Below are 25,499 nucleotides of genomic sequence, written 5' to 3'. Positions count from 1 at the left end.
GACCTGGTTTAAAGGTATGCGGGCACGAGGCAGTGCTTGTGCTCGATGTGATATTCAAATTCCTGGCGGAAGTGCTTGATCATCGCCTGGACTGGCATCGCGGCCGCATCGCCGAGCGCGCAGATGGTGCGGCCCTTGATGTTGTCGGCGATGTTGTTCAGCAGATCCATGTCTTCCGGACGGCCCTGGCCATGCTCGATGCGATGGACCATGCGGTACATCCAGCCGGTGCCTTCACGGCACGGGGTGCACTGGCCGCACGATTCTTCGTAATAGAAGTACGACAGGCGCAGCAGCGACTTGACCATGCAGCGGGTCTCGTCCATGACGATGACGGCGCCCGAGCCCAGCATCGAACCGGCTTTCGCGATCGAATCGTAGTCGAGGTCGGTCTGCATCATCAGGTCGCCAGGCACGACAGGCGCCGACGAACCGCCAGGAATGACGGCCTTGATCTTCTTGCCGCCGCGCATGCCGCCAGCCAGTTCCATCAGGGTCGCGAACGGCGTGCCCAGCGGGACTTCGTAGTTGCCTGGACGCTCGACGTCGCCCGAGATCGAGAAGATCTTGGTGCCGCCGTTGTTCGGCTTGCCCAACGCCATGTAGTTCTCGGCGCCGATGTTCAGGATGAACGGGACGGCCGCGAAAGTCTCGGTGTTGTTGATCGTGGTCGGCTTGCCGTACAGGCCGAACGAGGCCGGGAACGGCGGCTTGAAGCGCGGCTGGCCCTTCTTGCCTTCGAGCGACTCGAGCAGCGCGGTTTCTTCGCCGCAGATGTAGGCGCCGTAGCCGTGGTGGGCGTGCAGCTGGAAGCTGAACTCCGAACCCAGGATGTTATTGCCCAAAAAGCCCGCCGCGCGCGCTTCTTCCAGGGCTTCTTCGAAACGCAGGTAGTCTTCGAAGATCTCGCCGTGGATGTAGTTGTAACCCACGGTGATGCCCATCGCGTAGGCGCCGATGGCCATGCCTTCGATCAGCGCATGCGGGTTGTAGCGGATGATGTCGCGATCCTTGAACGTGCCCGGCTCGCCTTCGTCGGTATTGCAGACGAGGTATTTCTGGCCCGGGAACTGGCGCGGCATGAAGCTCCACTTGAGGCCAGTCGGGAAGCCCGCACCGCCGCGGCCACGCAGGCCCGAAGCCTTCATGTCGGCGATGATCTGTTCCGGCGTGATCTTTTCTTCGATGATGCGGCGCAGCGCCGAATAGCCGCCACGATTGACGTAGTCGGCCAGGTGCCAGTTTTCGCCGTTCAGGTTGGCGAGGATCAGCGGTTTGATGTGACGATCGTGCAGGCTGGTCATTTGTTCAGTTCCTCAAGCAGGGCGTCGATCTTGGCGTCGCTCATGAACGAACACATGCGGTGATTGTTCACCAGCATGACCGGTGCGTCGCCGCAGGCGCCCATGCACTCGCCTTCCATCAGCGTGAACTTGCCGTCGGCGGTGGTGTCGCGGAAGTCGATGCCGAGCGCGTCCTTGATGCGCTGGGCCGCGTGTTCGCCGCCCGACAGGGCGCATGGCAGGTTTGTGCACACGGTGATCTTGTGCTGGCCGACCGGCTTGATGTTGAACATATTGTAGAAAGTCGCCACTTCCTGCACGGCGATGGCCGGCATGCCGATGTAGTCGGCAATCTCTTGCATGGTTTCAGGCGACAACCAGCCCAGTTCGACCTGGGCATGGGCCAGCGAAGCCATCACGGCCGACTGGCGTTGATCGGCTGGGTACTTGGCCAGCTCGCGATCGATTTTTTGGTAGCACTGCTGCGATAACATTTTCTCTCTGCCCTTCCCTTATCGGTCGATACTGCCGAACACGATGTCCTGGGTACCGATGATGGCCACCGCGTCAGCGATCATGTGGCCGCGTGCCATCTCGTCGAGGCTCTGCAGGTGGACGTAGTCCGGAGTGCGGATTTTCAGGCGGTATGGCTTGTTGGCGCCGTCGGAGACGATATAGATGCCGAACTCGCCCTTCGGGTGCTCGACCGCGGCATACGCCTCGCCCTCTGGGACGTGGAAGCCTTCGGTGAACAGCTTGAAGTGGTGGATCAGCGATTCCATATTGGACTTCATGTCCATCCGGTTCGGCGGCGCAATCTTGTTATTGTCGATCATCACCGGGCCTGGATTGGCGCGCAGCCAGGTCAGGCACTGCTTGATGATGCGGTTCGACTGGCGCATTTCTTCCACGCGCACCAGGTAGCGGTCGTAGGAGTCGCCATTGGTGCCGACCGGGATGTCGAACTCGACCTTGTCGTAGGCCGCGTAGGGCTGGTGCTTGCGCAGATCCCAGGCGATGCCCGAGCCGCGCAGCATGGCGCCGGTGAAGCCCATGGCTTTCGCGTCTTCCGGCGACACGACGCCGATGCCGACGGTCCGCTGCTTCCAGATACGGTTATCGGTCAGCAGGGTCTCGTACTCGTCGACATAGCCGTCGAAACGCTTGGTGAACGCGTCCAGGAAGTCGATGACCGAACCCTGGCGGTGTTCGTTCAGGTCGGCGATCGCCTTGGCGCTGCGGATCGGCGATTGCTTGTGCTGCGGCATGGTGTCCGGCAGGTCGCGGTACACGCCGCCCGGACGGTAGTAGGCCGCGTGCATGCGCGCGCCCGACACCGCTTCATACACGTCGAACAGGTCTTCACGGTCGCGGAAGCAGTACAGGAACGGGCCCATGGCGCCGATGTCCAGCGCGTGCGCGCCGAGCCACATCAGGTGATTCAGGATGCGGGTGACTTCGTCGAACATGGTGCGGATGTACTGGGCGCGGATCGGCGCTTCGATGCCGAGCAGCTTTTCGATCGCCAGCACATAGCCGTGTTCGTTGCACATCATCGACACGTAGTCGAGGCGGTCCATGTACGGAACCGACTGCAGATAGGTGCGGGTTTCCGCCAGCTTCTCGGTTCCGCGGTGCAGCAGGCCGATGTGCGGGTCGGCGCGCTGGATCACCTCGCCGTCGAGTTCGAGCACCAGGCGCAGCACGCCGTGCGCCGCCGGGTGCTGCGGACCAAAGTTCAGGGTGTAGTTCTTAAGCTCAGCCATTATTTCGTCCCGTAGGTCTCTTCGCGAATCACGCGCGGGATGTTCTCGCGCGGCTCGATCGTGACGGGTTGGTAGATCACGCGTTTCTGTTCCGGGTCGTAGCGCATTTCGACATAGCCCGAGATCGGGAAGTCCTTGCGGAACGGGTGGCCGATGAAGCCGTAGTCGGTCAGGATGCGGCGCAGGTCGCCGTGGCCGTCGAACAGGATGCCGAACATGTCGAACGCTTCGCGCTCGAACCAGTTGGCGGCGCGCCAGATACCGGTGATCGATTCGACCAGCGGCATGTCGTCGTCCGGGCAGAACACGCGCACGCGGACGCGCCAGTTCTTCGCCAGCGAGAGCAGGTGCACCACGACCGCAAAGCGCGGACCTTCATAGGTGCCTTCGCCATAGGTCGAGTAGTCGACGCCGCACAGGTCGATCATCTGTTCGAATGCCAGGGTCGGGTCGTCGCGCAGCGTGGTCATGGCCTTGATGTAATCAGCCGCCTTGACCACCACGGTCACTTCGCCCAGCGCCGCCGAAATGGCAACGCCCTCGCCCAATGCATTTTTCAGGGCGAGTTCAAGGGTCTCGAGTTTTGTCGTCATGGAGTACGCCGTCCGTTTTTAGCGCGCGATGGTATTGGTGCGCTTGATCTTGTTCTGGAGCTGCATGATGCCGTAGAGCAGCGCTTCGGCAGTCGGCGGGCAGCCTGGCACGTACACATCGACCGGGACGATGCGATCGCAGCCCCGCACCACCGAATACGAGTAGTGGTAGTAGCCGCCGCCGTTGGCGCAGGAACCCATCGAGATCACCCAGCGCGGTTCGGCCATCTGGTCGTAGACCTTGCGCAGCGCCGGCGCCATCTTGTTGCACAGGGTGCCGGCGACGATCATCACGTCGGACTGACGTGGCGATGGACGGAACACGATACCGAAGCGGTCCATGTCGTAGCGGGCCGCGCCCACGTGCATCATCTCGACCGCGCAGCAGGCCAGACCGAACGTCATCGGGAACATCGACCCCGTACGCGCCCAGTTGATCAGCTTGTCGGCTGTGGTGGTGATGAAACCTTCGTTTAATACGCCTTCAATTGCCATGGCTTATTCCCAATCAAGGGCACCTTTCTTCCAGATGTACCAGAAACCGACCACGAACTCGGCGATGAACACCATCATCGTGATGAAACCGGTCCAACCCAGCTCGCGCATCGAGACGCCCCATGGGAAGAAGAATGCCGTTTCCAGATCAAACAAAATGAACAAGATCGCGACCAGGTAGTACCTGACGTCGAACTTCATGCGTGCGTCTTCGAACGCTTCGAAGCCGCATTCATACGGGGACAGCTTGGCAGCGTCGGGCTTGTGGGGCCCCAGCAGGCGGCCGAGCACCTGCGGGGCAACACCGACACCGATGCCAACCAGGATAAAGAGAAGAACGGGGAGATAATTTTCGAGGTTCACAGCTGAAGCTTCCTGAACGATCGGTTAATGAAATGCTGCGGGGATGCAGCACCGAATCGTGCGAACCTGGCTTCAAGCCTGCCACCAGGACCGGACGACGATCCTCGTAAAAAAGCCAGCGCAGGCATGAGGAAAAACTCGTGCGCCCTTGCTGGCTTTCTTTCTAAATTTTGGTGCCGACGGCGAGACTCGAACTCGCACAGCTTGCGCCACTACCCCCTCAAGATAGCGTGTCTACCAATTTCACCACGTCGGCTGGAGACCAGTATTTTACCCTGCCTTAGCATTACTTATCAATGCTCAAATTGCGCAATCACAAGGATATTTGCGAATTCTTTGAATCATGTCGCCGAATAATCGATGGCTCATCAATTATTTACGCCAAACAGACCGCACTGCTAAACACGGTACACGTCAATATTCCAGGGTCGCGTACCACGTGGCTTGATACTTTAGCCACGCGCCGCAGCATTCTACGCCTAAAAACACAAACGCGCCGTAGAACGGCGCGTTTATGAACAACAAGTGTGGCGCGGTTGCCGCGCCCTACCCCATTACTTGGCTGGAGCGGCCGGCGCTGGCGTGGCTGGCGCCGGGGTCGCTGGAATGGCTGCGGCCGGTGCGGCGTTGTTGGCCGGCAGCGTCGGCACGTCGGCCGGTGCGGTCTGGGCCGGTGCGCCACCGGGGATGCCCGTAGCTGGCGCCTGGCTCGACGGCACGGTCACACGACCCATGACGCCGCCGCCGCTCTCGCCGCCGCTGCCGCTGTTGCCGATATAGGCCAGCGCCAGGGTCGAACCGAAGAAGATCGCGGCTGCGACGGCAGTCGACTTCGACAGGAAGTTCGACGAACCAGAGGCGCCGAACAGGCTGCCCGACGCGCCCGAACCGAAGGCGGCGCCCATGTCGGCGCCCTTGCCGTGCTGCATGAGCACCAGACCGATAATGCTCAGGGCAGAAATAACCTGCACGACGATAATCAAATTGAACCAGATCATTGCAATTCCATTCCAAGTTTAAAACAACGTTTTTAAATTTCTTATATTTTCAAAAGATTCGAAAATTCGTGATGCTTGAGGCCAAATCTTATGCTGCCCGCTTACGCGGCCCGGCCTACGCGGCGCGAATAATCCCGAGAAAATCACTCGACTTTAACGCAGCTCCGCCGATCAGGCCACCATCGATATCCGGCTGCGCCATCAGAGCGCCTGCATTCTCCGGCTTCATGCTGCCGCCGTAAAGGATTTGTACGCCCTCCGCCGCCTCGGCGTTGCAGTTGCGCAGTTTTTCGCGCAAGAAGGCGTGCACTTCCTGGGCCATCGCCGGCGTCGCCGTCTTGCCGGTGCCGATCGCCCATACCGGCTCGTAGGCCAGCACCAGCTTCGGCACGGCATCGGCGCCCACCACTTCGAGCACCGCATCCAGCTGGGCGCCGACCACGTCCTGCGTGGCGCCCGCCTCGCGCTGGTCCAGCGTTTCGCCGACGCACACGATCGGGGTCAGGCCGGCATCCAGCGCCGCCTTGGCCTTGGCGGCCACCAGCGCATTCGATTCGCCATGGTAGGCGCGGCGCTCGGAATGGCCGACGATCACGTAACGACAGCCGAAATCCTGCAGCATCGAGGAACAGACTTCGCCGGTGAAGGCGCCGCACGGCTCGGTCGCGACGTCTTGCGCGCCCCAGGCCATCGCACTGCCTGCGAGAAGTTGTTCACACTGAAAGAGGTAGGGAGCGGGGACGCAGACGGCGCTCGCGGCGCCTGCCTCGGTCAATCCAGCGAGAATACCTTGCAGCAACTGTGCATTGGCTGCACGGCTGCCGTTCATCTTCCAGTTACCTACGACGAGTTTGGGACGCATACTACCCCATGTCAAATAACCCGCTATTCTAGCGGTCGATCATATGGCGGTCAAACACAGGCTGAGCTGCTCAGCTCGTTGATTTTTTGCCTGGAAACCGCCGCCAATGCGTGCCCGCAAGGCCGTCCTGGCCCGGCCCAAGCACGCTCCTTTTCATCACCTTCAGCCCGGCTGCACCTGCAGCACGATCTTGCCGACGTGGGTGCTCGATTCCATCAGCGCATGCGCCTGGGCTGCCTGCTCCAGCGGGAAGACCTGGTGGATCACCGGCTTGATCTTGCCCTGGGCGAACAGCGGCCATGCATGTTCGCGCAACTGTTGCGCGATCGCCGCCTTGAATTCCACCGGACGCGGCCGCAGGGTCGAGCCGGTGATGTGCAGGCGGCGCCGCAGCACCTGCCCCATGTCGACATTGGCGCGCGCGCCGCCCAGCAGCGCGATCACGACCAGGCGGCCGTCGTCGGCCAGGCAATCGATCTCGCGCGCCACGTAATCGCCCGCAACCATGTCCAGGATAACGTCGACACCTTTGCCGTTCGTGAGTTCCTTGATCACGGCGACGAAATCCTCGTCGCGGTAATTGATGCCGCGTTCGGCGCCCAACGCCTCGACGGCGCGGCATTTGTCGGCACTGCCGGCGGTGGCGAACACGCGGTGGCCCAGGGCCTTGGCCAGTTGGATCGCGGTCACGCCGATGCCCGAGCTGCCGCCCTGCACCAGCAGGCTCTCGCCCTCGGACAGGCGGGCGCGGTCGAACACATTGCTCCACACGGTGAAATACGTTTCCGGCAAGGTGGCCGCTTCCAGTGCGCTCAAACCCTCCGGCACCGGCAGGCACTGTTCGAGCGGCGCCGCGCAGTATTCGGCATAGCCGCCGCCCTGCACCAGCGCACACACGAGGTCGCCCTTTTTGAGGTCACTGCCTTGCAAATCGCCGCCGACGATCTCGCCCGCCACTTCCAGGCCCGGCAGGTCGGAGGCGCCGGGCGGCACCGGGTATTTACCCAGGCGCTGCAGCACGTCGGGCCGGTTGATGCCGGCCGCGTGGACCTTGATGAGCACTTCGCCGGCCTTCAGGACCGGCGTCGGGCGCTCGCACAGTTGCAGGACTTCCGGCTTGCCCGGCTGGGTGATTTCGATGGCGCGCATGGTTGATTGCTCCCGTGTTAGCAAAACCGTAATTGTACGGGAGTCGGGGCGGATCTGCGTGTGGGCGTGGATCGTGCGTGTCAATAACAGTTAGCCCCCCGCACGTCGTTCCCGCGCAGGCGGGAACCCAAGGTTGCATGAGCTGAAGCTGCGTTTAAAAGTATCGGCAGCGCTGAGGCCTTGGGTTCCCGCCTGCGCGGGAAGTCGTTGCTGCCAGTGGCAGGAACGACGTGCGACGGGTGAAATGAAGCGCCGCGGGGCGTTACGCGCCCGCCTCCACCGCGGCCAGCGCCTGGCGCGCCATGGTCAGGGCGCCGGCATAGCTGCGGGCGGCGGCGATGAAGCGGCCGGTGTGGCAGAACACGGCATCCTCGACGCCGGTAACGGCCGCCAGCTCGGCTTCGCGCAGGCCGGCCCAGGCTTCGGGCAGGTCGGCCCTGGCGTCGAAGCTCTCGGTGTCGACCGACACCGTGTGCAGCATGTAGCGCTGCTCGGTCAGGCTGTGGCTGATGACGAACAGGATCTTCGGCATTTCCTTGCGTACCACACTGCTCCAGGGCAGCGCGGCATTCTTGAGGAACAGCAGCTTGCCGTCTTCGAGCACCTCGGCCTGGCGCACCTGGGTCACGGCCAGCATCGCGCCGACGCGATAGCGCACGGCGTTGCCCATGATGTCGGTCAGGAACTCGACCGCGCGCATGAACTGGCCCATGCGGTAGACTTCGACCGCCTCGCCATAGCCCAGGCGCTGCTCGTCGAGCCAGCCGGGATTAAAGCCCGACACCACCGCCGACAGGCCATAGCTGCCCGGCGCGTTCTTGGCCACGCCCACGTCCGACAGGTCGAGGTATTGCACGATGTCGGCATCGATCGCGTAGGCGATCTGCTGGGCCGTGTCGTCCGTCAGGCGCTCGCCGGTCTGGCGCTCGGCCAGGGCGGCGACGCAGCGCGCGCCATAGTCGCGCCAGACCAGGCCGGCGCTGGCATACGGCACGCCGGACACGCGGGTGGCGTCGAATTCCTTCTGGTGGTGGTCGAAGCGGCCGGTGGCCGGGTCCCAGACCCCGCCGACGTCGATCGCGAAGTCGGCGGCATCGATCCTGGCCTGTTCGCGGGTGCGGACGATCTCCGCCTCGGGGAACAACACCTTCAGGACGGCGACCGCCCACGCATCATCCGCGTGGAATTTGCCGCCGTGAGTGGCAATCAACATACTACATGCTCCAAATGGTCGCCGCGCCTTAGCCACTGTATTGACAGGCGCGCGCGCGTGAGTCGAAGCCGAAGCCTACCACGCGGACCTGTCCCGGCGCGCCCTTCCATCTCTGTTTTGGGCAATTTCCTGGCTTTGCACGTCCAGCGCACGCGCCAGCATCTTGTGACGGTGCGCGAACAGCAGCTTGACCATGGCGCGCACCACGGGAGTGGCGAACCGGGGCGAGAAGGCGAGATGGTCGGTAATCAGGGCGCCGCGGCCGTCGGCAGCCGGCGTGATCACGCGCTCGTGCCGCCAGGCGTGCATCGAGAGCAGTTGCGACTGCTCGACGAAGCGGTGGCCCGGCACGATCTCGGTAAATGTCAACTTCGACATATCGACTGGAAACAAGCCGAACAGCAGGAACTGGCACCGGCCCAGCGACTTGCCGAGCATCGTATTGGCGCCGATATCCGTCATCCCTTTCGGAAAGACGAGCTTCAGCAAAGGCCGCATCTCGGCGCGCACGCTCTGGAGCGAGGTCGACCAGGCCCAGGCCTCCTGGGTAGACACCGGCACCTGGGTCGTCATCGTCAATTCAACATCCGCCATCGTCATCTCCTCATCGATGTATCCAAGCATCATGCTGGCCCCCATCGGCGCTCCGCTCAGTTCGCCAGATCGCTTACGGCAAACTTTAGATGGCTAGAATTTTCTTATTGGAATCGCAATCAACGTGGGCTTCGATATCGCGCAACGATCCGGCGGCTTGCCATCTTTTCCACATCCTGTATCGCCGCTAGATTGTCATTACGAGCTCATGCTTATCGCATGCGCGTCCAAGGAGCTGCACATGAACCGTTTCCTGTCCGCCCTGGCCGCCACCATCGCGCTGGCTTGTCAGCCGGCAACGGCCCAATCATGGGACGCCAGCCACTGGACCGCGAGCTGGGGCGCGGCCCCGGCCGGACCGCCGCCGGACGCCAGCGTGTATGCATTCAATAACCAGACCCTGCGCCTGATCGTCCAGTCCAGTGTGGGTGGCAACCGCGTGCGCTTCCGATTGTCGAACGAACTGGGGTCGAGGCCGCTGCGGATCGGCGCCGCGCGCATCGGCCTGCGCGCCCAAGGTTCGGACCTGGCGCCCGGCACCGACCGCGCCCTGACCTTTGGCGGGCACGCCGGCGTGACGATCCCGGCCGGGGCGCCGGCGCTGTCCGATCCGGTCGAACTGAACCTGCCGCCGCTCACGTACGTGGCCGTCAGCCTGTATCTGCCGGGCGCGGTGCAGGCGGCCACCGTCCACGTCCAGGCACGCCAGACCGGCTATGTCTCGCCGAGCGGCGACCATACCGCCAGCGCCAGCCTGCCGGTGCAGCGCACGATCACCGCCTGGCCTTTCCTGACGGCGCTGGAAGTCGATGGCATGAACAGCGCCATCGCCGTGCTGGGCGACGCGCTCACCGACGGCGCGCGTAGCACCATTGACGCCAACCGGCGCTGGACCGACGTGCTGGCGCGGCGCCTGCAGACCGGGCGCAATGCAGGTGCGCGCCCTGGCGTGATCAACCGGGGGATTGGCGGCAACCGCCTGCTCGGCGACGACCCGGCCAAGCCGCTGGCCGGACACAGCGCCCTGGCGCGCTTCGAACGCGACGTGCTGGCCACCGGCGGCGTGCGCCAGCTGGTGCTGATGATCGGCATCGAGGATATCGGCCACAGTTCGGCGGCCGATCCGGTCACGCTGGACGACTTGGTGGCCGGCTATCGCCAGCTGATCGCGCGCGCCCGCGCCGCGCGCATCGCCGTGATCGGCGGCACGCTGGCGCCGTTCGAAGGCGCGGCGCTGTACTCGATTGAAAAGGAAACGCTGCGCCAGGCGGTGAACGCCTGGATCCGCAGCAGCGGAGAGTACGACGCGGTATTCGACGCCGACCGCGCGCTGCGCGATCCGGCGCGCCCCAGCCGGCTATTGCCGGCCTATGACAGCGGCGACCACCTGCACCCGAACGACCGTGGTTACCAGGCGCTGGGCGAGGCGATGCCGCTGACGCTGCCGCGCCGCTGAACGCCTACGGATTGGCGCCGGTCTTCGACGCCGTCGGCAAGGCCGTCCCCACCTTCCAGGTGCGCGACAGGGCCTGCGCTTCCTCAACCTGTTCCGGCGTCATCTTCTTGCCGATCGCGGCGCGTTGTTCGACCGCGTTGCGGTGGCCGCCAGCCGCGGCCAGGTTGTACAGCATATAGGCCAGCACCGCATCCTGCGGCACGCCGGCCACGCTGTAGCGGTACATCAGCCCGAGCGCGTGCTGGGCGTCGGGATTGCCCTGCTCGGCCGCCTTGCGGAACCAGCTCACCGCATGCTTCTGGTCTTGCGGCACGGCGTTGCCGGTGTAATACATGGCGCCTACCACGTACTGGGCGTCGGCCTTGCCCTGCCCGGCCGCCTTCAGGTGCCAGGCGAAGGCCTGCTTGTAATCGCGTGTGACGCCGCGGCCCATGTAGTACATCAGGCCCAGCAGGTGCTGGGCGTCCGCATTGCCGGCCTTGGCCAGCGGAGTGATTTCTTTCAGTGCCAGTGCATAGTTGCGGGCGTTGTAGGCGCTCGCGCCCTCCGCAAAGCCGGCCCTGGCGCTCGTCTGCAGGCCGAATTGCAGGCCGACGGCAAGCAGCGTCACAAGGAGTATTTTTTTCATGTCTCGTGCACAGAATCTGGATCGTTATTTCCAGTTGACCTTGCCCAGGCCATCGAGGGCGACCTTGCGATTGGCCGGCTTGCCGAACACCGTCACCGATCCCATGCCCGACAGCGCGAGGTTGACGCTGCGCTGGGCGTTGACGGTGGCGTTGCCCAGGCCCGACAAGTCCAGCGTGACCGAGTCGACCGCACAGGCCTGCGCATCCAGCCCGCCCAATCCGCCCAGCTCGGCCCTGAGGTTCTTGCTGCGCCCACTCAGGGTCACGTAGCCGGCGCCGCCCAGGCTCAGGTCGACGTGCTCGCTGTTCACGCCCTGGATCTTGAGGTTGCCCACGCCGCCCAGGCTGGCCTTGATGGTGCGGTAGTCCGACGATGATACATACATCGAGCCGGCGCCATCGAGGTTGATGTTCAGCGTTTCGCCGGCAAAGCCGCTCACGGTAGTGGAACCGAGGCTTTCCGACGACACCGCCTGCAAATTCGGCAGCACCAGTTCGGCCTGCAGGCCAGACGAACGGCCGAAGCTGAAGCCGGAATTGCGGCCCTCGGTCTCGATGTTCAGGGTATCGCCTTTCTGCGAGGTCGTGGTCCGCGACAACAGGCGCGCGTCGCCCGTGAGCACCAGGGCCGGGGTCGCCCCCTGCCGGATCTTCAGGTCGCCCAGCCCTTCAAGCTTGACGCGCACCACCCGCGCATCGATCGGGCGGGTCTCGGTGCTCATCTCCGGCGCGGCCTCGGCGACGCCGATCGCCGCACAGAACAAGGCGCACGGCACGGCAAGTGCGGCGCCCAGCTTGATCAGGTGGTTCATCCATTCTCTCCAGTAAATTCTTGCGCCGGCATTGCGCCAGGACTTGTCATGTTGCAACTATAGCCTGAAAGCCAGGCGGGTCGATGGCCCATGCGACGAACTGCACGAATCGCTACCCGAAATGCACACGCCGGGGATGGATGCCGTCTGCATGACATCGGCATGGACAGGCATAACCCGTGCGATGGCACAATAAAAAGACCGCTTATCAACATGCCATTGCGCTAAGATGAGCCGCCGATGACGCCCCGGCGCCATCGCTCCATCATTCATCATGAGGTCCCCATGCGCATGCGCCCATTACCTGTCCTGATGGCCGGGTTCACCCTGTCGATGTCGGCCTTCGCGGCCCCGAGCGACCAGTGGACCCTGCCGGTCAATACCAAGAAACTCGACAACGGACTGACCGTCATCGTGTCGGAAGACCGCAGCTCGCCGACCGTCGGCGTCTCGGTGGTCTACCACGTCGGCATGCGCCTCGAGCCCCGTAACCGCACCGGTTTCGCCCACCTGTTCGAGCACCTGATGTTCCAGGGCACGCCGAACGCGCCGAAGGGCGTATTCGACACCACCATCACCGCCGGCGGCGGCTGGAACAACGGCTCGACCCGCCCCGACTTCACCAACTACATCGAGACCGCCCCGGCCTCGAGCCTGGAGCCGATCCTGTGGCTCGAAGCCGACCGCATGAAGACGCTCGACTTTAACCCCACCACGCTGAAGAACCAGCAAGACGTGGTCAAGGAAGAGATCCGCGTCAACGTCAAGAACCAGCCCTATGGCGGCTTCATGTGGATCGACATCAGCCAGCACGCCTTCCAGAAATGGGAGAACAACCACGACGGCTACGGCAGCTTCGAAGACCTGGAAAACGCCAGCCTGGACGACGTGCGCGCCTTCCACCGCGACTACTACGGCCCCAATAATGCGGTACTGGCGATCGCCGGCGACATCACGCCGCAGCAGGGCTTCGCGCTGGCCCAGAAATACTTCGGCGGCATCGCGGCGCGCCCGGTGCCGAAGGGCACCGACTTCTCGGAGCCGCTCAATACCGCCGAAAAACGGCTGGAGCAAAGCGACGCCCTGGCCCAGGTGCCGGCCATCGCGGCGGCCTGGAAGGCGCCGGAACGCGGCAGCCGCGACCAGGCGCCGATCGCGGTGCTGGCCGAGCTGCTGGGCGGCGGCGACGCCTCGCTGTTCTACCAGGGGCTGGTGAAGGGCCGTGAGATCGCCCTCAACGTCGACACCATGTTCGGCCTGACCAGCCCGTGGGAATACAATGGCCCGACCCTGATGACCGTATTCGCGCTGTACAAGCCGGACAGCAGCGCCGATGCCGTGCTCAAGGCGATGGACGAAGAGATCGCCAGGATCGCGAAGGACGGCGTCGACAAGGCGACACTCAAGCGTGTGAAGACGCGCATGCTGGCCGACTGGAACAACAAGCTGGAGAGCTTCGTGAACCGCGCCGACACGATGGCCAAGCTGCAGGTCTTGTGGGGCGACGCCAACGTGGTCAACAAGATCCCGGGCTGGATCGAGGGCGTGACCTCGAACGACATCCAGCGCGCGGTCAAGACCTACCTGGTGCCGGCCAACCGCACCGTCATCGACCGCAAGCCGGCCGCCATGATCGAGGCGGCCAAGACTGCCTCGGCCGTCACCAACACCAAATAAGGAGCGCATCGTGAACAAACTGATGCTCGCAGTCGCCGTTTCGCTCGCATGTGCGCCGGCGGCCCATGCCGCCGACGTCAAGACGCCGTCCGGCATGCCCGCCTATGGCCAGGAAAAATCGATCCCGGCGCCGAAGATCGCCAAACAGACGCTGTCCAACGGCCTGACCGTGTGGGTCGTGCCACGCGAGGGCCTGCCGCGCGTGGACTATGTGCTGGCGCTGCACGGCGCCGGCTTCGCGGCCGACGCGCCGAGCCAGAGCGGCTTTGCCGCCATGCTGGCCGGCATGCTCAACGAAGGCACGGCCAAGCGCGATTCGCGCGCGATCGCCGAAGCGGCCCAGGGCATGGGCGGCGAAGTGGCGGCCAGCCCGGCCGCCGACGGCATCATCGTCTCGGGCAACGCCCTGGCCTCGCAGGCGAGCGGCATGCTGAACCTGATGGCCGAGATCGTGCGCCGGCCGTCCTTCCCCGAGAACGAAGTGACGCTGGCCAAGGCCAATGCGCTGCAGTCGCTGCGCGTGTCCGAGACCCAGCCGGGGTTCCGCGCCGAGCGCGCGATCAAGAAGGCCGTGTATGCCGACCACCCATATGGCCGCACCGACCCGACGATCGAGTCGATCAATGCCGTCAGCGCCGGGATGCTGCGCACGGAACATGCGAAGCGCTTCCGTCCCGACCGCGCGCTGCTGGTGGTCACCGGCCGAATCACCGAAGCCGAGGCGATGAAGCTTGCCAAGGCCGCCTTCGGCGACTGGAAGGCCAGCGGCGCGGCCCTGCCCGACACTCCGGCAGCGACTACCGGCGTGAAGCCTGCCCGCATCCTGCTCAAGCGCGACGGCAGCGTGCAGTCGACCTTGCGCCTGGGCAGTCCCGGCATCGCGGCCAGCGCGGCGGACCAGATCCCGCTGCGCCTGACCAGCACCATCCTGGGCGGCGGCTTCTCGAGCCGCATCAACACCAATCTGCGCGAAGAAAAAGGCTATACCTACGGCGCCTCGGCCGGCGCGCGCATGAGCCGCGCGGGCGGCATGATGGTGGGCGGCGCCGACGTGCGCAACGAAGTCACCGGCGCTTCGCTGGAAGAATACTTCAAGGAATACAAGCGCCTCGGTTCGGAGCTGGTGCCGGCCAGGGAAATGGACATGAACAAGCGCTACGTCGCGGGCGGCTACCTGCTCAGCAACCAGCTGCAGCGTTCGGTCGCCAATACCCTCGCCGCCAACTGGCTGGTCGGCCTGCCGCCGGAATTTTTGGGCGAGTACGTGCCGAAGATCCAGAAGGTCACGCCGGAGCAGGTGCGCACCGTGGCGAAGAAGTATTTTGCGCCCGACAACCAGTCGATCGTGGTGGTCGGCGATCCGTCCAAGCTCGAGGAGCAGCTCAAGCCGTATGGCGACTTCAAGGTGACGGACAAGTGAGCCAGCGTAGATGCTGACCTGAAAGCCCCGCGTCGTTGGCGGGGCTTTTTTTATGGCGCTGTCATCGTTAAATATGGATGAGCATTGAACTGCTGAGCTGATTTGCGGTCTAATCCCGGTCGCCATCGATCGGGAGCGCGCTATGAAAGCGCCGAAGTTCGCGAAGCTGGTTGCCCAACTACCGCTACTGAACCAGCCGCAGCGTCAGCAGGTACTCGCCGCCCTGCATCCGGCAGCCGGGCTCGACCGGGTGGTCGCGCTCATCGGCGAGATCCGGTCAGAAGGGCGCTGCTGCCCCGATTGCGGCTGCGAGCGTTGCCACCGTCACGGTCATGCTAACGACCTGCAACGCTTTCGCTGTTGCGCGTGCGGCCGCACCTTCAACGACCTGACCGGCACACCGCTGGCGCGGCTCAGGCACAAGGGCAAGTGGCTCGATTATCTCGACACGGTGCTCGATTCCCGCACAGTCCGCTCCGCAGCCAAGCGTGTCGGTGTGCACCGCAACACCACGTTTCGCTGGCGTCATCGCTTTCTCGACCGGGTCAAGGACGACCGACCCGAGCGCCTGGTTGGCATCGTCGAGGCCGACGAGATGTTCCTGTTCGAATCGCAGAAAGGGGCACGCAAGCTCGATCGCAAGCCGCACAAGCGTGGCGGCCGGGCCGCCCTGCGCGGGATTTCGCATCACCTCGACTGCATCCTGGTGGCGCGCGACCGCAGCGGACAAACCATCGACGCCGTCACCGGCCGCGGCGCCTTGAAGGTGGCCCAGCTGGTCAAGCACTTGCTGCCGAAGCTCGATCCCCAGGTGCTGCTGGTCACCGATGCCAACGCTGCCTATCCCGCCTTCGCCCGTGCCCATGGCATTGCGCACCAGGCGGTCAATCTCAGCGCCGGGGAACGCGTCCGCAACGGCGCCGAAGGGGCCATCCATGTGCAAAACGTGAACGCCTACCATCGGCGCTTCAAGGAATGGCTGGCGCGCTTCCATGGTGTGGCGTCGCGCCGCCTTCCCAACTATCTGGGCTGGCATTGGGCGCTCGATGGCGGCCGAGTCACTTCTGTCGAGAAATTGCTGCGTCTTGCATTCGGGGTCATCAACAGATAACGATGACAGCGCCTTTTTTATGAGTTGTCAAAACCGGCTACCCGGTCCATCCTTATGCTGCATCCTTGCAGACAAGGAGTGGACATGGCAACGCGCTACTACATCACGCTCGGCGCATCGACGACGGCCGGCGGCACGGTCACGTCAGCCAGTTCGCTGCTGGCGCTCGATGGCGTGAAGGTCGCGCTCGAAGGCGACCAGGTGTCCTGCCCCGTCTGCGGAACGACAGGCATCATCGGCCTCGACGGTCCGCGCCTGCCGGCGCGCCATGACGGTCGGCAATATGCCCTCGACGGCGACCTGTGCCTGTGCCGCTGCGATCCGCCGCCGCGCCTGGTCGCGATTCAGCATCTGTGCGGCCAATAAGGCCTACTCGGGCACGCCCAGGATCACGCTCGACGCCTTGAACAGCGCGGTCGCCGCCACGCCCTCGGCCAGTTCGAGCGCATCCACGCTCTCGTTGGTGATCGTGGCCGCCACGCTACCGCCGCCCGCCAGTTCGATCACGACTTCAGAATTGACCGCGCCGCGCATCAGCCGCGTGACCTGGCCCTGCAGTTGATTGCGCGCCGACAGCCGCGCGCCCTCGCCGGCCGTCATCACGATCACCGACGACGACTTGATCAGCGCAAAGGCCTGCCGCCCTGGCGCCAGCCCGAGGTTCTCGGCACTCTCGCGCGTGACGATGGCGACGATCGTCTGTCCGCCCGCGATCCCGAGCTCGACTTCGTCGTTGACGGCGCCGCGCGCCACCCGGGCCACCGTGCCGAAGAACTGGTTGCGTGCGCTGGTCCTCATCTTGAACCTCGTGAAGAGCGCCAGGTCGTCGGCCACGTCGCCGGCCTGGCGGTTGAGTCGCTCGAGAAAATCATTGTGCACCTGTTCGATCGTCCTGAAATTGTCCACCAGCTGCTGGCCACGCGCCGTGAGCCGCGTGCCGCCGCCGCCCTTGCCGCCGGTGACGCGCTCCACCAGCGCCTCGCCTGCGAGATTGTTCATCGTGTCGATCGCATCCCAGGCGGCCTTGTAGCTCAGGCCGACCGCCTTGGCGGCGCCGGTGATGGAGCCGAGTTGCCCGATCGCCGCCAGCAGTTCGACCCGGTTGCCGCCGCCGAGGTTCTCGCCGCCGACCGTCATCCAGACCTTGCCCTCGAGGGCGATGCTCTTGTCTTCCGTGCTCATCTGTTGTCGTGAGAAATTTCGTTATATACTTCAATATACAGCGCCTGCGCCTCAACCGGCAAGCTACCACGATGTTGCCGACATTACATGGAGAAAACATGAAACGCCTTGCCAGCCTGCTCGCCGTACTGACCATGATGGGGACGGCAAACGCCGGCGAGGTGCAGGTCGCGGTCGCCGCCAACTTCGCCGGGCCGATGGAAAAGCTGGCCGCCGAGTTCCAGCGCGACACCGGCCACAAGGCCGTCGTCGCCACTGGCGCCACCGGCAAGTTCTACGCCCAGATCCGCAACGGCGCGCCGTTCGAGGTGCTGCTGGCGGCCGACGACGAAACCCCCGCCAAACTGGAAACCGAAGGCCACGTCGTGGCCGGCAGCCGCTTCACCTATGCCACAGGCCGCCTGGTGCTGTGGTCGGCGAAGGATGGCGCCGTTGATGCCAACGGCAATGTCCTCAAGACCGGTAGCTACAAGCACCTGGCGATCGCCAATCCGAAGACCGCGCCGTATGGCGCCGCCGCCGTCGCCACCCTGCAAAAGCTGGGCCTGTACGAGACCGTGCAGCCGCGCATCGTCCAGGGCGAGAACATCGCCCAGGCCTGGCAGTTCGCCAGCACCGGCAACGCCGAACTGGGCTTCGTGGCCCAGGCCCAGGTCTGGCGCGACGGCAAGTTCACGGGTTCGGGCTGGATCGTCCCGGCCACCATGCATGAACCGATCCGCCAGGACGCCGCACTGCTGGCCAAGGGCGCGAAGAACCCGGCGGCCCAGGCGCTGCTGCACTACCTGCGCAACGACAAGGCGAAAGCGCTGATCCGCAGCTTCGGCTACGAAGTCTGAGGTGCTCGATTCGTCCGACTTCGCCGCGATCTGGCTGACCCTCAGGCTGGCCACGGTCGTCACCCTGCTCTTGCTGGTGTTCGGCACGCCGCTGGCCTGGTGGCTGGCGCGCACGCACTCCAGGCTGCGGCACGCGGTCGGGGCGGTGGTGGCCCTGCCGCTGGTGCTGCCGCCGACCGTGATCGGCTTCTACCTGCTGCTGGCGATGGGGCCCAACGGCCCGCTCGGCCAGCTGACCACGGCGCTGGGCCTGGGCACGCTGTCGTTCACCTTCACGGGTCTCGTGATCGGTTCGGTCTTCTATTCGCTGCCCTTCGTGGTGCAGCCGCTGCAGAACGCCTTCGAGGCGGTCGGCACGCGGCCGCTGGAAGTGGCGGCCACGCTGCGCGCCAGTCCCTGGGACACCTTCTGGTCGGTGGTGGTGCCGCTGGCGCGGCCCGGCTTCGTCACCGGCGCCATCCTCGGCTTCGCCCACACCATCGGCGAGTTCGGCGTGGTGCTCATGATCGGCGGGAACATCCCCGACAAGACGCGCGTGGTTTCGACCCAGATCTACGACCACGTGGAAGCGATGGAATACGCGCAAGCGCACTGGCTGGCCGGCGGCATGCTGGTGTTCTCGTTCGTGGTCCTGCTGGTGCTGTACACGCTGTATCCACAATCGGTCAGGGGGACGCGCCGATGAGCGGCATACGCATCAAGGTAAGACTCGATCGCGGCGCATTCGCCCTCGACGCCGATCTCGACCTGCCCGACCACGGCGTGAGCGCCCTGTTCGGCCATTCCGGCTCGGGCAAGACCACGCTGCTGCGCATCCTGGCCGGACTGGAACGCTCGCCGGGCGCCGTCATCGCCGTGGGCGACGAAACCTGGCAGGACGATGCGCGCGGCGTGTACGTGCCGACCCACCGGCGCGGCATCGGCTACGTGTTCCAGGAGGCGAGCCTGTTCGACCATCTCGACGTGCGCGCCAACCTGGAGTTCGGCCTCAAGCGCCTGCCGCCGGGCGCGCGCCGCTTCGACATCGGGCCAGTCACCGAATTGCTCGGCATCGGCCACCTGTTGGACCAGCGCCCGGCGACGCTGTCAGGCGGCGAACGCCAGCGCGCCGCGATCGCGCGCACCCTGCTCGCCTCGCCGCGCCTGCTGCTGATGGACGAACCGCTGGCCGCGCTCGACATGAAGCGCAAGCAGGAGATCCTGCCCTATCTCGAACGCCTGCACGACGAGCTCGCGCTGCCGGTGGTCTACGTCAGCCACTCGGCCGATGAAGTGGCGCGCCTGGCCGACTATCTGGTGGTGCTGGAACAGGGCCGCGTGCTGGCCAGCGGTCCTCTGGCCGATACCCTGGCGCGGCTCGACCTGGCGGCGAACTTCGAGGACGATGCCGGCGTGATGATCGAGACCATGCTCGCCGAACAAGATGACGACGGCCTGTCGCACCTGGCGTTTCCCGGCGGCGTGCTGCTGGTCGGCCGGCGCGATGCCGCCATTGGCAGCCGGGTGCGCTGCCGCATCCACGCGCGCGACGTCAGCCTGGCGCTCGAGCGCCCGCGCGGCAGCAGCATCACCAACATCCTGCCGGCCGTCGTCGATGCGGTGGGTCCGGCGGCGACGCCGGGGCAGGTGCTGGTGCGCCTGAAGATCGGCGCAACCTTCCTGCTGGCGCGCATCACCGAGCGCTCGCGGCGCGAGCTCGCGGTGGAGCCGGGATGCGCGCTGTGGGCGCAGGTGAAGGCGGTGGCCTTGCTGGCGTGATCGAACCACCACGTGCGATCGAACCACCACGTCGTTCCCGCGGAGGCGGGAACCTAAGTCAATCTGCGTAGTCGATAAGTCGCGCGCAGCGTCGTTGCGAGCGCACTTGGGTTCCCGCCAAGGCGCCCGGCGATGGCGGGAACGACGGAGGCACGTGTGCGGCAAACGCCCGCGCAACGGGTCGATCAGCCCCGCAGCGCCGCCTCCAGATCCGACAACTCGGCCGGCTTGACCAGGTGCGCGTCGAAACCCGCTTCCTGCGCGCGGCGCCGGTCTTCGGGCGAGCCGTAGCCGGTGTGCGCCACCAGGCGGATGTGCGCCAGGTCGGGATTGCCCTTGATGCGGCGCGCGACCTGGTAGCCGTCCATGCCCGGCAGGCCGATGTCGAGCACGATCACCTGCGGCTTGTGGCGCAGCGCCAGCGCCTCGATCTCACCCGCGTCGGCCGTGGTGACTGGCTGATAGCCCATCTCGGCCAGCAGGAAGCCCATCATCTCCATGGCGTCGACGTTGTCGTCCACGAGCAGCACGCGCATGCCGCCGGATTCGTTGCCGTCCGCGGCTTGCTGCGGCGCGGCCGCGGGCGCGCCGGACGCGGCGCGCAGCAGCGGCAGTTCGATCGTGAAGGTGCTGCCCTGGCCGATGCCCGGGCTGGCCGCTTCCAGCCGGCCGCCATGCAGTTCGGCCAGGTGCGACACCAGCGACAGGCCGATGCCCAGCCCTTCCGGCGCGCGGTCCGGCGGCACCGCCGCCTGGGCGAACATGCCGAAGATGCGCGGCAGGTTGTCCTCGTCGATGCCGATCCCGTTGTCGCGCACCGAGATGCGCACGCGCAGCTGCTCGCCCTCGCCGGCGACATCGATACCCAGCACGATGGCGCCGCCGGACGACGTGAACTTGGCCGCGTTGTGCAGCAGGTTGCCGACCGACTGGGCCAGGCGCACAGGGTCGCCCACCACCCACAGGTCCTGTTCCGGCTGGCGCACGTCCAGGCTATGTTGGCGGGCAGCGATCAGCGGGCCGGCGGTTTCGATCGCCTGCGCGATCACGCTCTTGAGGTTCACTTCTTCGTTGCGCAGCACGATCTTGCCTTCCGAGATGCGCGCCACGTCCAGCAGGTCGTCCACCAGATGGGCCAGGTGGTCGACCTGGCGCGTGATCACCTCGCGCGCGCGCGCCTGGCGCTCGACCGCACCTTCGCCGCTGGCGCCCAGCAGGGCCGCCGCGTTGCGGATCGGGCTCAGGGGATTGCGCAGCTCGTGCGCCAGCGTGGCCAGGAACTGGTTCTTGTTGCTGTCTGCGGTGCGCAGCAGCGCCTCCATTTCCTTGCGCCCCGTGATGTCGCTGCTCATGCGCGCCACGCGGTATACCTGGCCGCGCGAGTTACGCACCGGGAACAGGCGGTCGCGCACCCAGTGCAGCTGGCCGTCGGCGCCGTGGATGCGGAACTCGTCGTCGTAATGGGGTTCTTGCGCCAGGCGCTCCCAGCGCGCCGTCATGCGCGCGCGGTCGTCGGCATGCACGGCCTCGAGCCAGCCGCCTGGATCGTCACGCAGCGACTCGGCGCTGCGGCCCCAGATAGGGGCATATGCCGGGCTGACATAGACCAGCGCGCGTGCCGGCACCGAGAACATCCAGAACACGTCGTCGATATTGTCGGTCAGCTGGCGAAAGCGTTCTTCGCTGTCGCGCAGGTCGACCTGGATGCGGCGCATGCGCAGCAGTGCGTTGACGTTGGCGATCAGTTCATCGGCCTCGATCGGCGCCGCCAGATAATTATCGGCGCCGCCCTCCAGGCCGCGGATCTTGTCGGCGCGGCCAGTCAGCGCGGCCGAGGTCTGCAGCACCAACACGCTGCTGCTGTCCGATTCTGCCTTGATGCGGCGGCACACCTCGATGCCGTTGATGTCAGGCAGCTTGACGTCAAGCAGCACCAGCGCCGGCGCCAAACGCTTGACCATGTCGAGCGCATCGGTGCCGTTGGCGGCCTCGATGACGTCGAAGCCGGCGCTCTGCAGGATGCGGGTCTTCGCGTAGCGGGCCCCGTCATTGTCGTCAACGTTGAGAATCTGGGTCGGGTGACTATTCATGATGCGGTTCCATCAGGATCCATGGGCGGTTGCGGCGAAGTGTTGGGCAGGGTGCGCGGCAGGGTCAGTGTAAACGTCGATCCTACGCCCGGTGTGCTCGATACGTCGACCCGTCCCCCAAGCAGGTCGGCCAGCTTGCGGCACAGCGGCAGGCCGAGGCCCGTGCCCTTGCTGCGACGCTGGAGCGGATGCTCGATCTGGCTGAACTCTTCGAAGATCAGCTGCAGGTTGTCGTGGCTGATGCCGATGCCGGTGTCGGCCACCGCGAAAGCGATGGTGTCGGCTTCCGGGTCGTGCGCGGCGAACACCAGCACCGATCCATGCTCGGTGAATTTCAGTGCGTTCGAGATGAAGTTGCGCAGGATCTGGGAGATCTTGCCTTCGTCGGAGTAAAACGGCTCCTCGATACCGGACGGCTCGAAGATCAGCTCCACCCGTGCCTCGTCCACCAGGGGACGCAGCATCCCCTTGAGCGCGCGGAACAGGTTTTCGACCACCACCGGCTCGGCATGGACCTCGACCCGGCCGGCCTCGATCTTGGCCAGGTCGAGCAGGTCGTTGACCAGCTCCGACAGGTCGGCCGCCGCAGTGGAGATGAACTTCACCTGCCGTTCCTGCTCGTCGGTCAGGTCGCCATCCATACGGTCCAGCAGCAGTTGGGCCAGCGCGCGGATCGACGACAGGGGCGTCCTCAATTCATGGCTGGTGTTGGACAAAAAGCGCGACTTCATTTCGTCCGCGCGGCGCAGGCGCTCGGCCTTGTCCTCGATCTCGGCGTACAACGCCACGATGCCGCGATTGGTGTCTTCCAGTTCGCGCGTCAGCGACATCAGGTCGTCCTGGCGCTCGCGCAGTTCGGCCAGGGTCGACAGCAATTCCTGGTTCTGCAGCTGCAGTTCGTGCACCGGGTTCGATGCCGGGGTGTCGGCCAGGCGCGCGCCGATCTCGGCCAGCCTGGCGTTCGTCACGTGCTCGTGACGCGGCAGCATCTTGCGCACCGTGACGGTCGACGCGCCGGCCTCGCCGGGATCGACCTCGCAGGCATCCATCAGGCGGTGTGCGGTGACGATCGCCAGTTCGCGCAGCGACTCGACCTCGTCGGTCGCGGCCGAACGGCCACTGCCCGCGCCGCCGCTGAGCAGCACCTCAAGGTGCTGGCGGCCATCCTTCTCGCCCAGCTGGAACAGTGCCCTGCCGCCGCGCCCCTGGAGACTGGCGCCGCGCGCCACTTCCGAGACGGCGGTGCCGATGCGCACCTGGTCCTGCTGCGAAAATCCCAGCAGCGCCGAGATCTGGCGCGCGCGCTGGCGCACCAGCACCACGTCCTGGTCGCTGTCCAGGCCGACGCCCAGGATGCGCTGGACTGTACTCATGCCGTCCCCGCCAGGCGGCGCACCACCAGCACCATGGCGTCGTCGCGGCCGCGGATGTGGTCGCGCATCAGGACGGCCGCGATCAGGGCCGGGCTGCGGCCCTGCAGGCCCGGATACTTGTCCAGGTCCCAGCGGGTCTCGATGCCGTCCGAATGCATGATGCACAGCGCACCTGGGCCGAACGGCACCGTGAACTCCTGCACCTTGCGCATATTGTGGCCGACGATGCCATTGTGCGACACCAGCGCGCGGCGCGTCTCGTCGAACGCGACCGCGCCGATATTGCCGACGCCGGCGAAGCGCAGCTCGCCGGCGTCGAAATCGATGCGCGCGGCCGCCAGCGCGGCGCCGCGCGTCGGCCGCAACGCTTCGTGCGCCAGGTGCATCATCTCGCTCGCCCCGACCGGACCGCGCCGTTCGAGCGCGCCAATGGCGGCGTTGGCGGCGCGCGCCGCGTCCGGACCGTGTCCCAGCCCATCGGCGGCGAGCAGCGTCGCGCCGGAAGCCTCGCAGGCGACCGCCCAGCCGTCGCCGCAGGCTTCCTCGCCCCGGATCGGCGTCCACAGCGCACCCACCTCGACCCCGCAAGGACTCGGGCCGGGCACGTCGCGCCACAGGCGCATGAAGAAGGCGGCGCCGTCGCCGCGGGTCGAAAACACGTCGAATTCGTCGGACAGGCGGTGCAGCGCCCCCAGGCCGGTGCCGGCGGTGCCCGCGGTCGAGACGCCGTCGACCAGGCTGCGGGCCAGGTCGGCGATGCCCGGGCCTTTATCGAGGGCCAGCACGTCGACGCCGATGCCGCTAGGGGACTGCGCCGGACCGACGTGGATCTCGCCCTCGCCGGCGTGCTTGAGGATGTTGGTGGCCGCCTCGGTGATGATCAGGGCCAGCTGGCCGGCGCGGGTCTCGTTGAAACCCAGCGAGTCGGCCAGCTTCTGCCCGGCGCGGCGCACCGCGGCGACGTCGCTGGCGTGGGAAACGGCGAAGACATACTGCGGGGACTGCGAACTGATCAGCGTTTCCATTTGACGATCAGCACCGCGGTGCCCTCCTTCGGACGGCTGTCGATGTCGAACTCGTCGACCAGGCGCTTGGAGCCGCCCAGGCCCAGGCCCAGGCCGCCACCGGTGGTGAAGCCATCCCGCAAGGCGCTGTCGATGTCGGGAATGCCTTGCCCGGCATCGACGAACAGCAGGCCGATGCCCTTGCGCATGCCGTCATTGAGCGAATCGAGATGCACTTCGCCGCCGCCGCCGTACTTGATCGTGTTGCGCGCCAGTTCACTGGCGGCGGTCACGAGCTTGGTCTGGTCGACCAGCGACAGTGCGATCGCCACCGCGCGCTCGCGCACCTGCTTGCGCAGGCCCACCACATCCTCGTCCGAGCGCAGGCGCAGGGTCACGCGCCCGGTGCGCTGCTGGCGACGATGATCCAGCAGGTGCGTTTCGAACAGGACCGCATCGGTTTGCGCGTCGCTCATTATTTATAGCTCTTTCCAAGCAGGGCCATGCCCTTCTCGACATTCAGCGCGGTCTTCACGCCGTGCAGGGTCAGGCCCAGCTCGACGAGCGTGATCGCGACCGCCGGCTGCATGCCCACCACCACGGTGCGCGCGTCGAGCACGCGCGCCATGGCGGCGGTATTGCTGATCATGCGGCCGATGAAGGAGTCGACCAGGTCGAGCGCCGAGATGTCGATCAGGACGCCCTTGGCGCCGTCGCTCACGATGCGCTCGGTCAGGTCATCCTGCAGCTGCATGGCGAGCCGGTCGTGCATATCGACCTGGATCGTCACCAGGAGCAGGTCGCCCATGCGCAGGATCGGGATGCGTTCCAT

27 protein-coding genes and 1 tRNA gene are annotated in these 25,499 nt (G+C 65.5%); 8 read left to right on the top strand and 20 right to left on the bottom strand.

Features of this window, described 5'->3' with window-relative positions; genetic code table 11:
• Window positions 1-8: 8 nt before the first annotated feature.
• From nuoF to AC3A6F_RS06575, 12 genes are all read right to left on the bottom strand, one after another.
• Window positions 9-1,304 (bottom strand): NADH-quinone oxidoreductase subunit NuoF, encoded by a 1,296-nt coding sequence (gene nuoF / locus AC3A6F_RS06630; RefSeq protein ID WP_320475818.1) that lies wholly within the window; start codon window positions 1,302-1,304, stop codon window positions 9-11.
• Complete coding sequence (gene nuoE / locus AC3A6F_RS06625; RefSeq protein ID WP_487679154.1) at window positions 1,301-1,777, bottom strand: NADH-quinone oxidoreductase subunit NuoE; 477 nt, start codon at window positions 1,775-1,777, stop codon at window positions 1,301-1,303. The genes nuoF and nuoE overlap by 4 nt, the downstream gene beginning before the upstream one ends.
• An 18-nt stretch (window positions 1,778-1,795) precedes the next feature.
• Entirely contained in the window at window positions 1,796-3,049 is a 1,254-nt protein-coding gene (locus AC3A6F_RS06620; protein ID WP_147933133.1) for an NADH-quinone oxidoreductase subunit D, read from the bottom strand.
• A complete protein-coding gene (locus AC3A6F_RS06615; RefSeq protein ID WP_487679153.1) occupies window positions 3,049-3,642 on the bottom strand; it encodes an NADH-quinone oxidoreductase subunit C in 594 nt (197 codons plus the stop codon). The genes AC3A6F_RS06620 and AC3A6F_RS06615 overlap by 1 nt, the downstream gene beginning before the upstream one ends.
• An 18-nt stretch (window positions 3,643-3,660) precedes the next feature.
• Window positions 3,661-4,137: a NuoB/complex I 20 kDa subunit family protein gene (locus tag AC3A6F_RS06610; protein ID WP_005666428.1), complete on the bottom strand. Its 477-nt coding sequence runs from the start codon at window positions 4,135-4,137 to the stop codon at window positions 3,661-3,663.
• 3 nt (window positions 4,138-4,140) lie between these two features.
• Entirely contained in the window at window positions 4,141-4,500 is a 360-nt protein-coding gene (locus AC3A6F_RS06605) for an NADH-quinone oxidoreductase subunit A (protein ID WP_487679152.1), read from the bottom strand.
• Window positions 4,501-4,671: 171 nt separating this feature from the next.
• A tRNA-Leu gene (locus AC3A6F_RS06600) sits at window positions 4,672-4,756 on the bottom strand.
• A gap of 298 nt (window positions 4,757-5,054) precedes the next feature.
• Window positions 5,055-5,498, bottom strand: coding sequence for a preprotein translocase subunit SecG (gene secG / locus AC3A6F_RS06595; protein WP_487679151.1), 444 nt, complete (start codon window positions 5,496-5,498; stop codon window positions 5,055-5,057).
• Window positions 5,499-5,613: 115 nt separating this feature from the next.
• Entirely contained in the window at window positions 5,614-6,360 is a 747-nt protein-coding gene (gene tpiA, locus AC3A6F_RS06590; RefSeq protein WP_487679150.1) for a triose-phosphate isomerase, read from the bottom strand.
• A gap of 162 nt (window positions 6,361-6,522) precedes the next feature.
• On the bottom strand, window positions 6,523-7,509 hold the full coding sequence (locus tag AC3A6F_RS06585; protein WP_487679149.1) for an NAD(P)H-quinone oxidoreductase: 987 nt from the start codon (window positions 7,507-7,509) through the stop codon (window positions 6,523-6,525).
• A gap of 262 nt (window positions 7,510-7,771) precedes the next feature.
• Window positions 7,772-8,722: an MYG1 family protein gene (locus AC3A6F_RS06580; RefSeq protein WP_487679148.1), complete on the bottom strand. Its 951-nt coding sequence runs from the start codon at window positions 8,720-8,722 to the stop codon at window positions 7,772-7,774.
• A 75-nt stretch (window positions 8,723-8,797) separates the two neighbouring features.
• Window positions 8,798-9,361 (bottom strand): hypothetical protein, encoded by a 564-nt coding sequence (locus AC3A6F_RS06575; RefSeq protein WP_487679147.1) that lies wholly within the window; start codon window positions 9,359-9,361, stop codon window positions 8,798-8,800.
• Between the two features lie 196 nt (window positions 9,362-9,557).
• On the opposite strand from AC3A6F_RS06575, the gene AC3A6F_RS06570 reads away from it, so the two are divergent.
• Entirely contained in the window at window positions 9,558-10,772 is a 1,215-nt protein-coding gene (locus AC3A6F_RS06570; RefSeq protein WP_487679146.1) for an SGNH/GDSL hydrolase family protein, read from the top strand.
• Between the two features lie 4 nt (window positions 10,773-10,776).
• Here AC3A6F_RS06570 and AC3A6F_RS06565 read toward each other — a convergent pair whose 3' ends face one another.
• Entirely contained in the window at window positions 10,777-11,400 is a 624-nt protein-coding gene (locus AC3A6F_RS06565) for a tetratricopeptide repeat protein (protein WP_487679145.1), read from the bottom strand.
• Window positions 11,401-11,424: 24 nt separating this feature from the next.
• The gene (locus AC3A6F_RS06560) at window positions 11,425-12,213 is read right to left on the bottom strand and encodes a GIN domain-containing protein (protein ID WP_487679144.1); all 789 of its coding nucleotides are present in this window, start codon (window positions 12,211-12,213) and stop codon (window positions 11,425-11,427) included.
• Between the two features lie 285 nt (window positions 12,214-12,498).
• Between AC3A6F_RS06560 and AC3A6F_RS06555 the strand changes: the two genes are divergently transcribed.
• From AC3A6F_RS06555 to AC3A6F_RS06540, 4 genes are all read left to right on the top strand, one after another.
• Entirely contained in the window at window positions 12,499-13,890 is a 1,392-nt protein-coding gene (locus AC3A6F_RS06555; RefSeq protein ID WP_487679143.1) for a M16 family metallopeptidase, read from the top strand.
• Window positions 13,891-13,900: 10 nt separating this feature from the next.
• Window positions 13,901-15,310: a M16 family metallopeptidase gene (locus AC3A6F_RS06550; protein ID WP_487679142.1), complete on the top strand. Its 1,410-nt coding sequence runs from the start codon at window positions 13,901-13,903 to the stop codon at window positions 15,308-15,310.
• Window positions 15,311-15,452: 142 nt separating this feature from the next.
• Window positions 15,453-16,421 (top strand): IS1595 family transposase, encoded by a 969-nt coding sequence (locus AC3A6F_RS06545; protein WP_487679141.1) that lies wholly within the window; start codon window positions 15,453-15,455, stop codon window positions 16,419-16,421.
• Window positions 16,422-16,505: 84 nt separating this feature from the next.
• Window positions 16,506-16,787 (top strand): PAAR domain-containing protein, encoded by a 282-nt coding sequence (locus AC3A6F_RS06540; protein ID WP_208277737.1) that lies wholly within the window; start codon window positions 16,506-16,508, stop codon window positions 16,785-16,787.
• A 3-nt stretch (window positions 16,788-16,790) separates the two neighbouring features.
• Here the strand turns inward: AC3A6F_RS06540 and AC3A6F_RS06535 are convergent, their stop codons facing one another.
• A complete protein-coding gene (locus AC3A6F_RS06535) occupies window positions 16,791-17,603 on the bottom strand; it encodes a TOBE domain-containing protein (protein ID WP_487679140.1) in 813 nt (270 codons plus the stop codon).
• A 98-nt stretch (window positions 17,604-17,701) separates the two neighbouring features.
• On the opposite strand from AC3A6F_RS06535, the gene modA reads away from it, so the two are divergent.
• Genes modA through modC form a run of 3 tightly spaced genes read left to right on the top strand, consistent with a single transcriptional unit; the run spans window position 17,702 to window position 20,200 of the window.
• Complete coding sequence (modA, locus tag AC3A6F_RS06530) at window positions 17,702-18,442, top strand: molybdate ABC transporter substrate-binding protein (RefSeq protein WP_487679139.1); 741 nt, start codon at window positions 17,702-17,704, stop codon at window positions 18,440-18,442.
• A gap of 1 nt (window position 18,443) precedes the next feature.
• Window positions 18,444-19,127 (top strand): molybdate ABC transporter permease subunit, encoded by a 684-nt coding sequence (modB, locus tag AC3A6F_RS06525; protein ID WP_123067852.1) that lies wholly within the window; start codon window positions 18,444-18,446, stop codon window positions 19,125-19,127.
• The gene (gene modC, locus AC3A6F_RS06520) at window positions 19,124-20,200 is read left to right on the top strand and encodes a molybdenum ABC transporter ATP-binding protein (protein ID WP_487679138.1); all 1,077 of its coding nucleotides are present in this window, start codon (window positions 19,124-19,126) and stop codon (window positions 20,198-20,200) included. The genes modB and modC overlap by 4 nt, the downstream gene beginning before the upstream one ends.
• Before the next feature lie 185 nt (window positions 20,201-20,385).
• Here modC and AC3A6F_RS06515 read toward each other — a convergent pair whose 3' ends face one another.
• Genes AC3A6F_RS06515 through AC3A6F_RS06495 form a run of 5 tightly spaced genes read right to left on the bottom strand, consistent with a single transcriptional unit; the run spans window position 20,386 to window position 25,499 of the window.
• The gene (locus AC3A6F_RS06515) at window positions 20,386-22,290 is read right to left on the bottom strand and encodes a hybrid sensor histidine kinase/response regulator (RefSeq protein ID WP_487679137.1); all 1,905 of its coding nucleotides are present in this window, start codon (window positions 22,288-22,290) and stop codon (window positions 20,386-20,388) included.
• A complete protein-coding gene (locus AC3A6F_RS06510; RefSeq protein ID WP_487679136.1) occupies window positions 22,287-23,663 on the bottom strand; it encodes an ATP-binding protein in 1,377 nt (458 codons plus the stop codon). The genes AC3A6F_RS06515 and AC3A6F_RS06510 overlap by 4 nt, the downstream gene beginning before the upstream one ends.
• The gene (locus AC3A6F_RS06505) at window positions 23,660-24,688 is read right to left on the bottom strand and encodes an ATP-binding protein (RefSeq protein WP_487679135.1); all 1,029 of its coding nucleotides are present in this window, start codon (window positions 24,686-24,688) and stop codon (window positions 23,660-23,662) included. The genes AC3A6F_RS06510 and AC3A6F_RS06505 overlap by 4 nt, the downstream gene beginning before the upstream one ends.
• The gene (locus AC3A6F_RS06500; protein WP_487679134.1) at window positions 24,676-25,143 is read right to left on the bottom strand and encodes an anti-sigma regulatory factor; all 468 of its coding nucleotides are present in this window, start codon (window positions 25,141-25,143) and stop codon (window positions 24,676-24,678) included. The genes AC3A6F_RS06505 and AC3A6F_RS06500 overlap by 13 nt, the downstream gene beginning before the upstream one ends.
• Complete coding sequence (locus AC3A6F_RS06495; protein WP_027867697.1) at window positions 25,143-25,499, bottom strand: STAS domain-containing protein; 357 nt, start codon at window positions 25,497-25,499, stop codon at window positions 25,143-25,145. Before AC3A6F_RS06495 ends, AC3A6F_RS06500 begins: the two co-directional genes overlap by 1 nt.

The organism is Massilia sp. Soil_C_3, from assembly GCF_057657035.1.
Note: the sequence above shows the minus strand (reverse complement) of the source record. Positions and strands in the feature narration are given on the sequence as shown.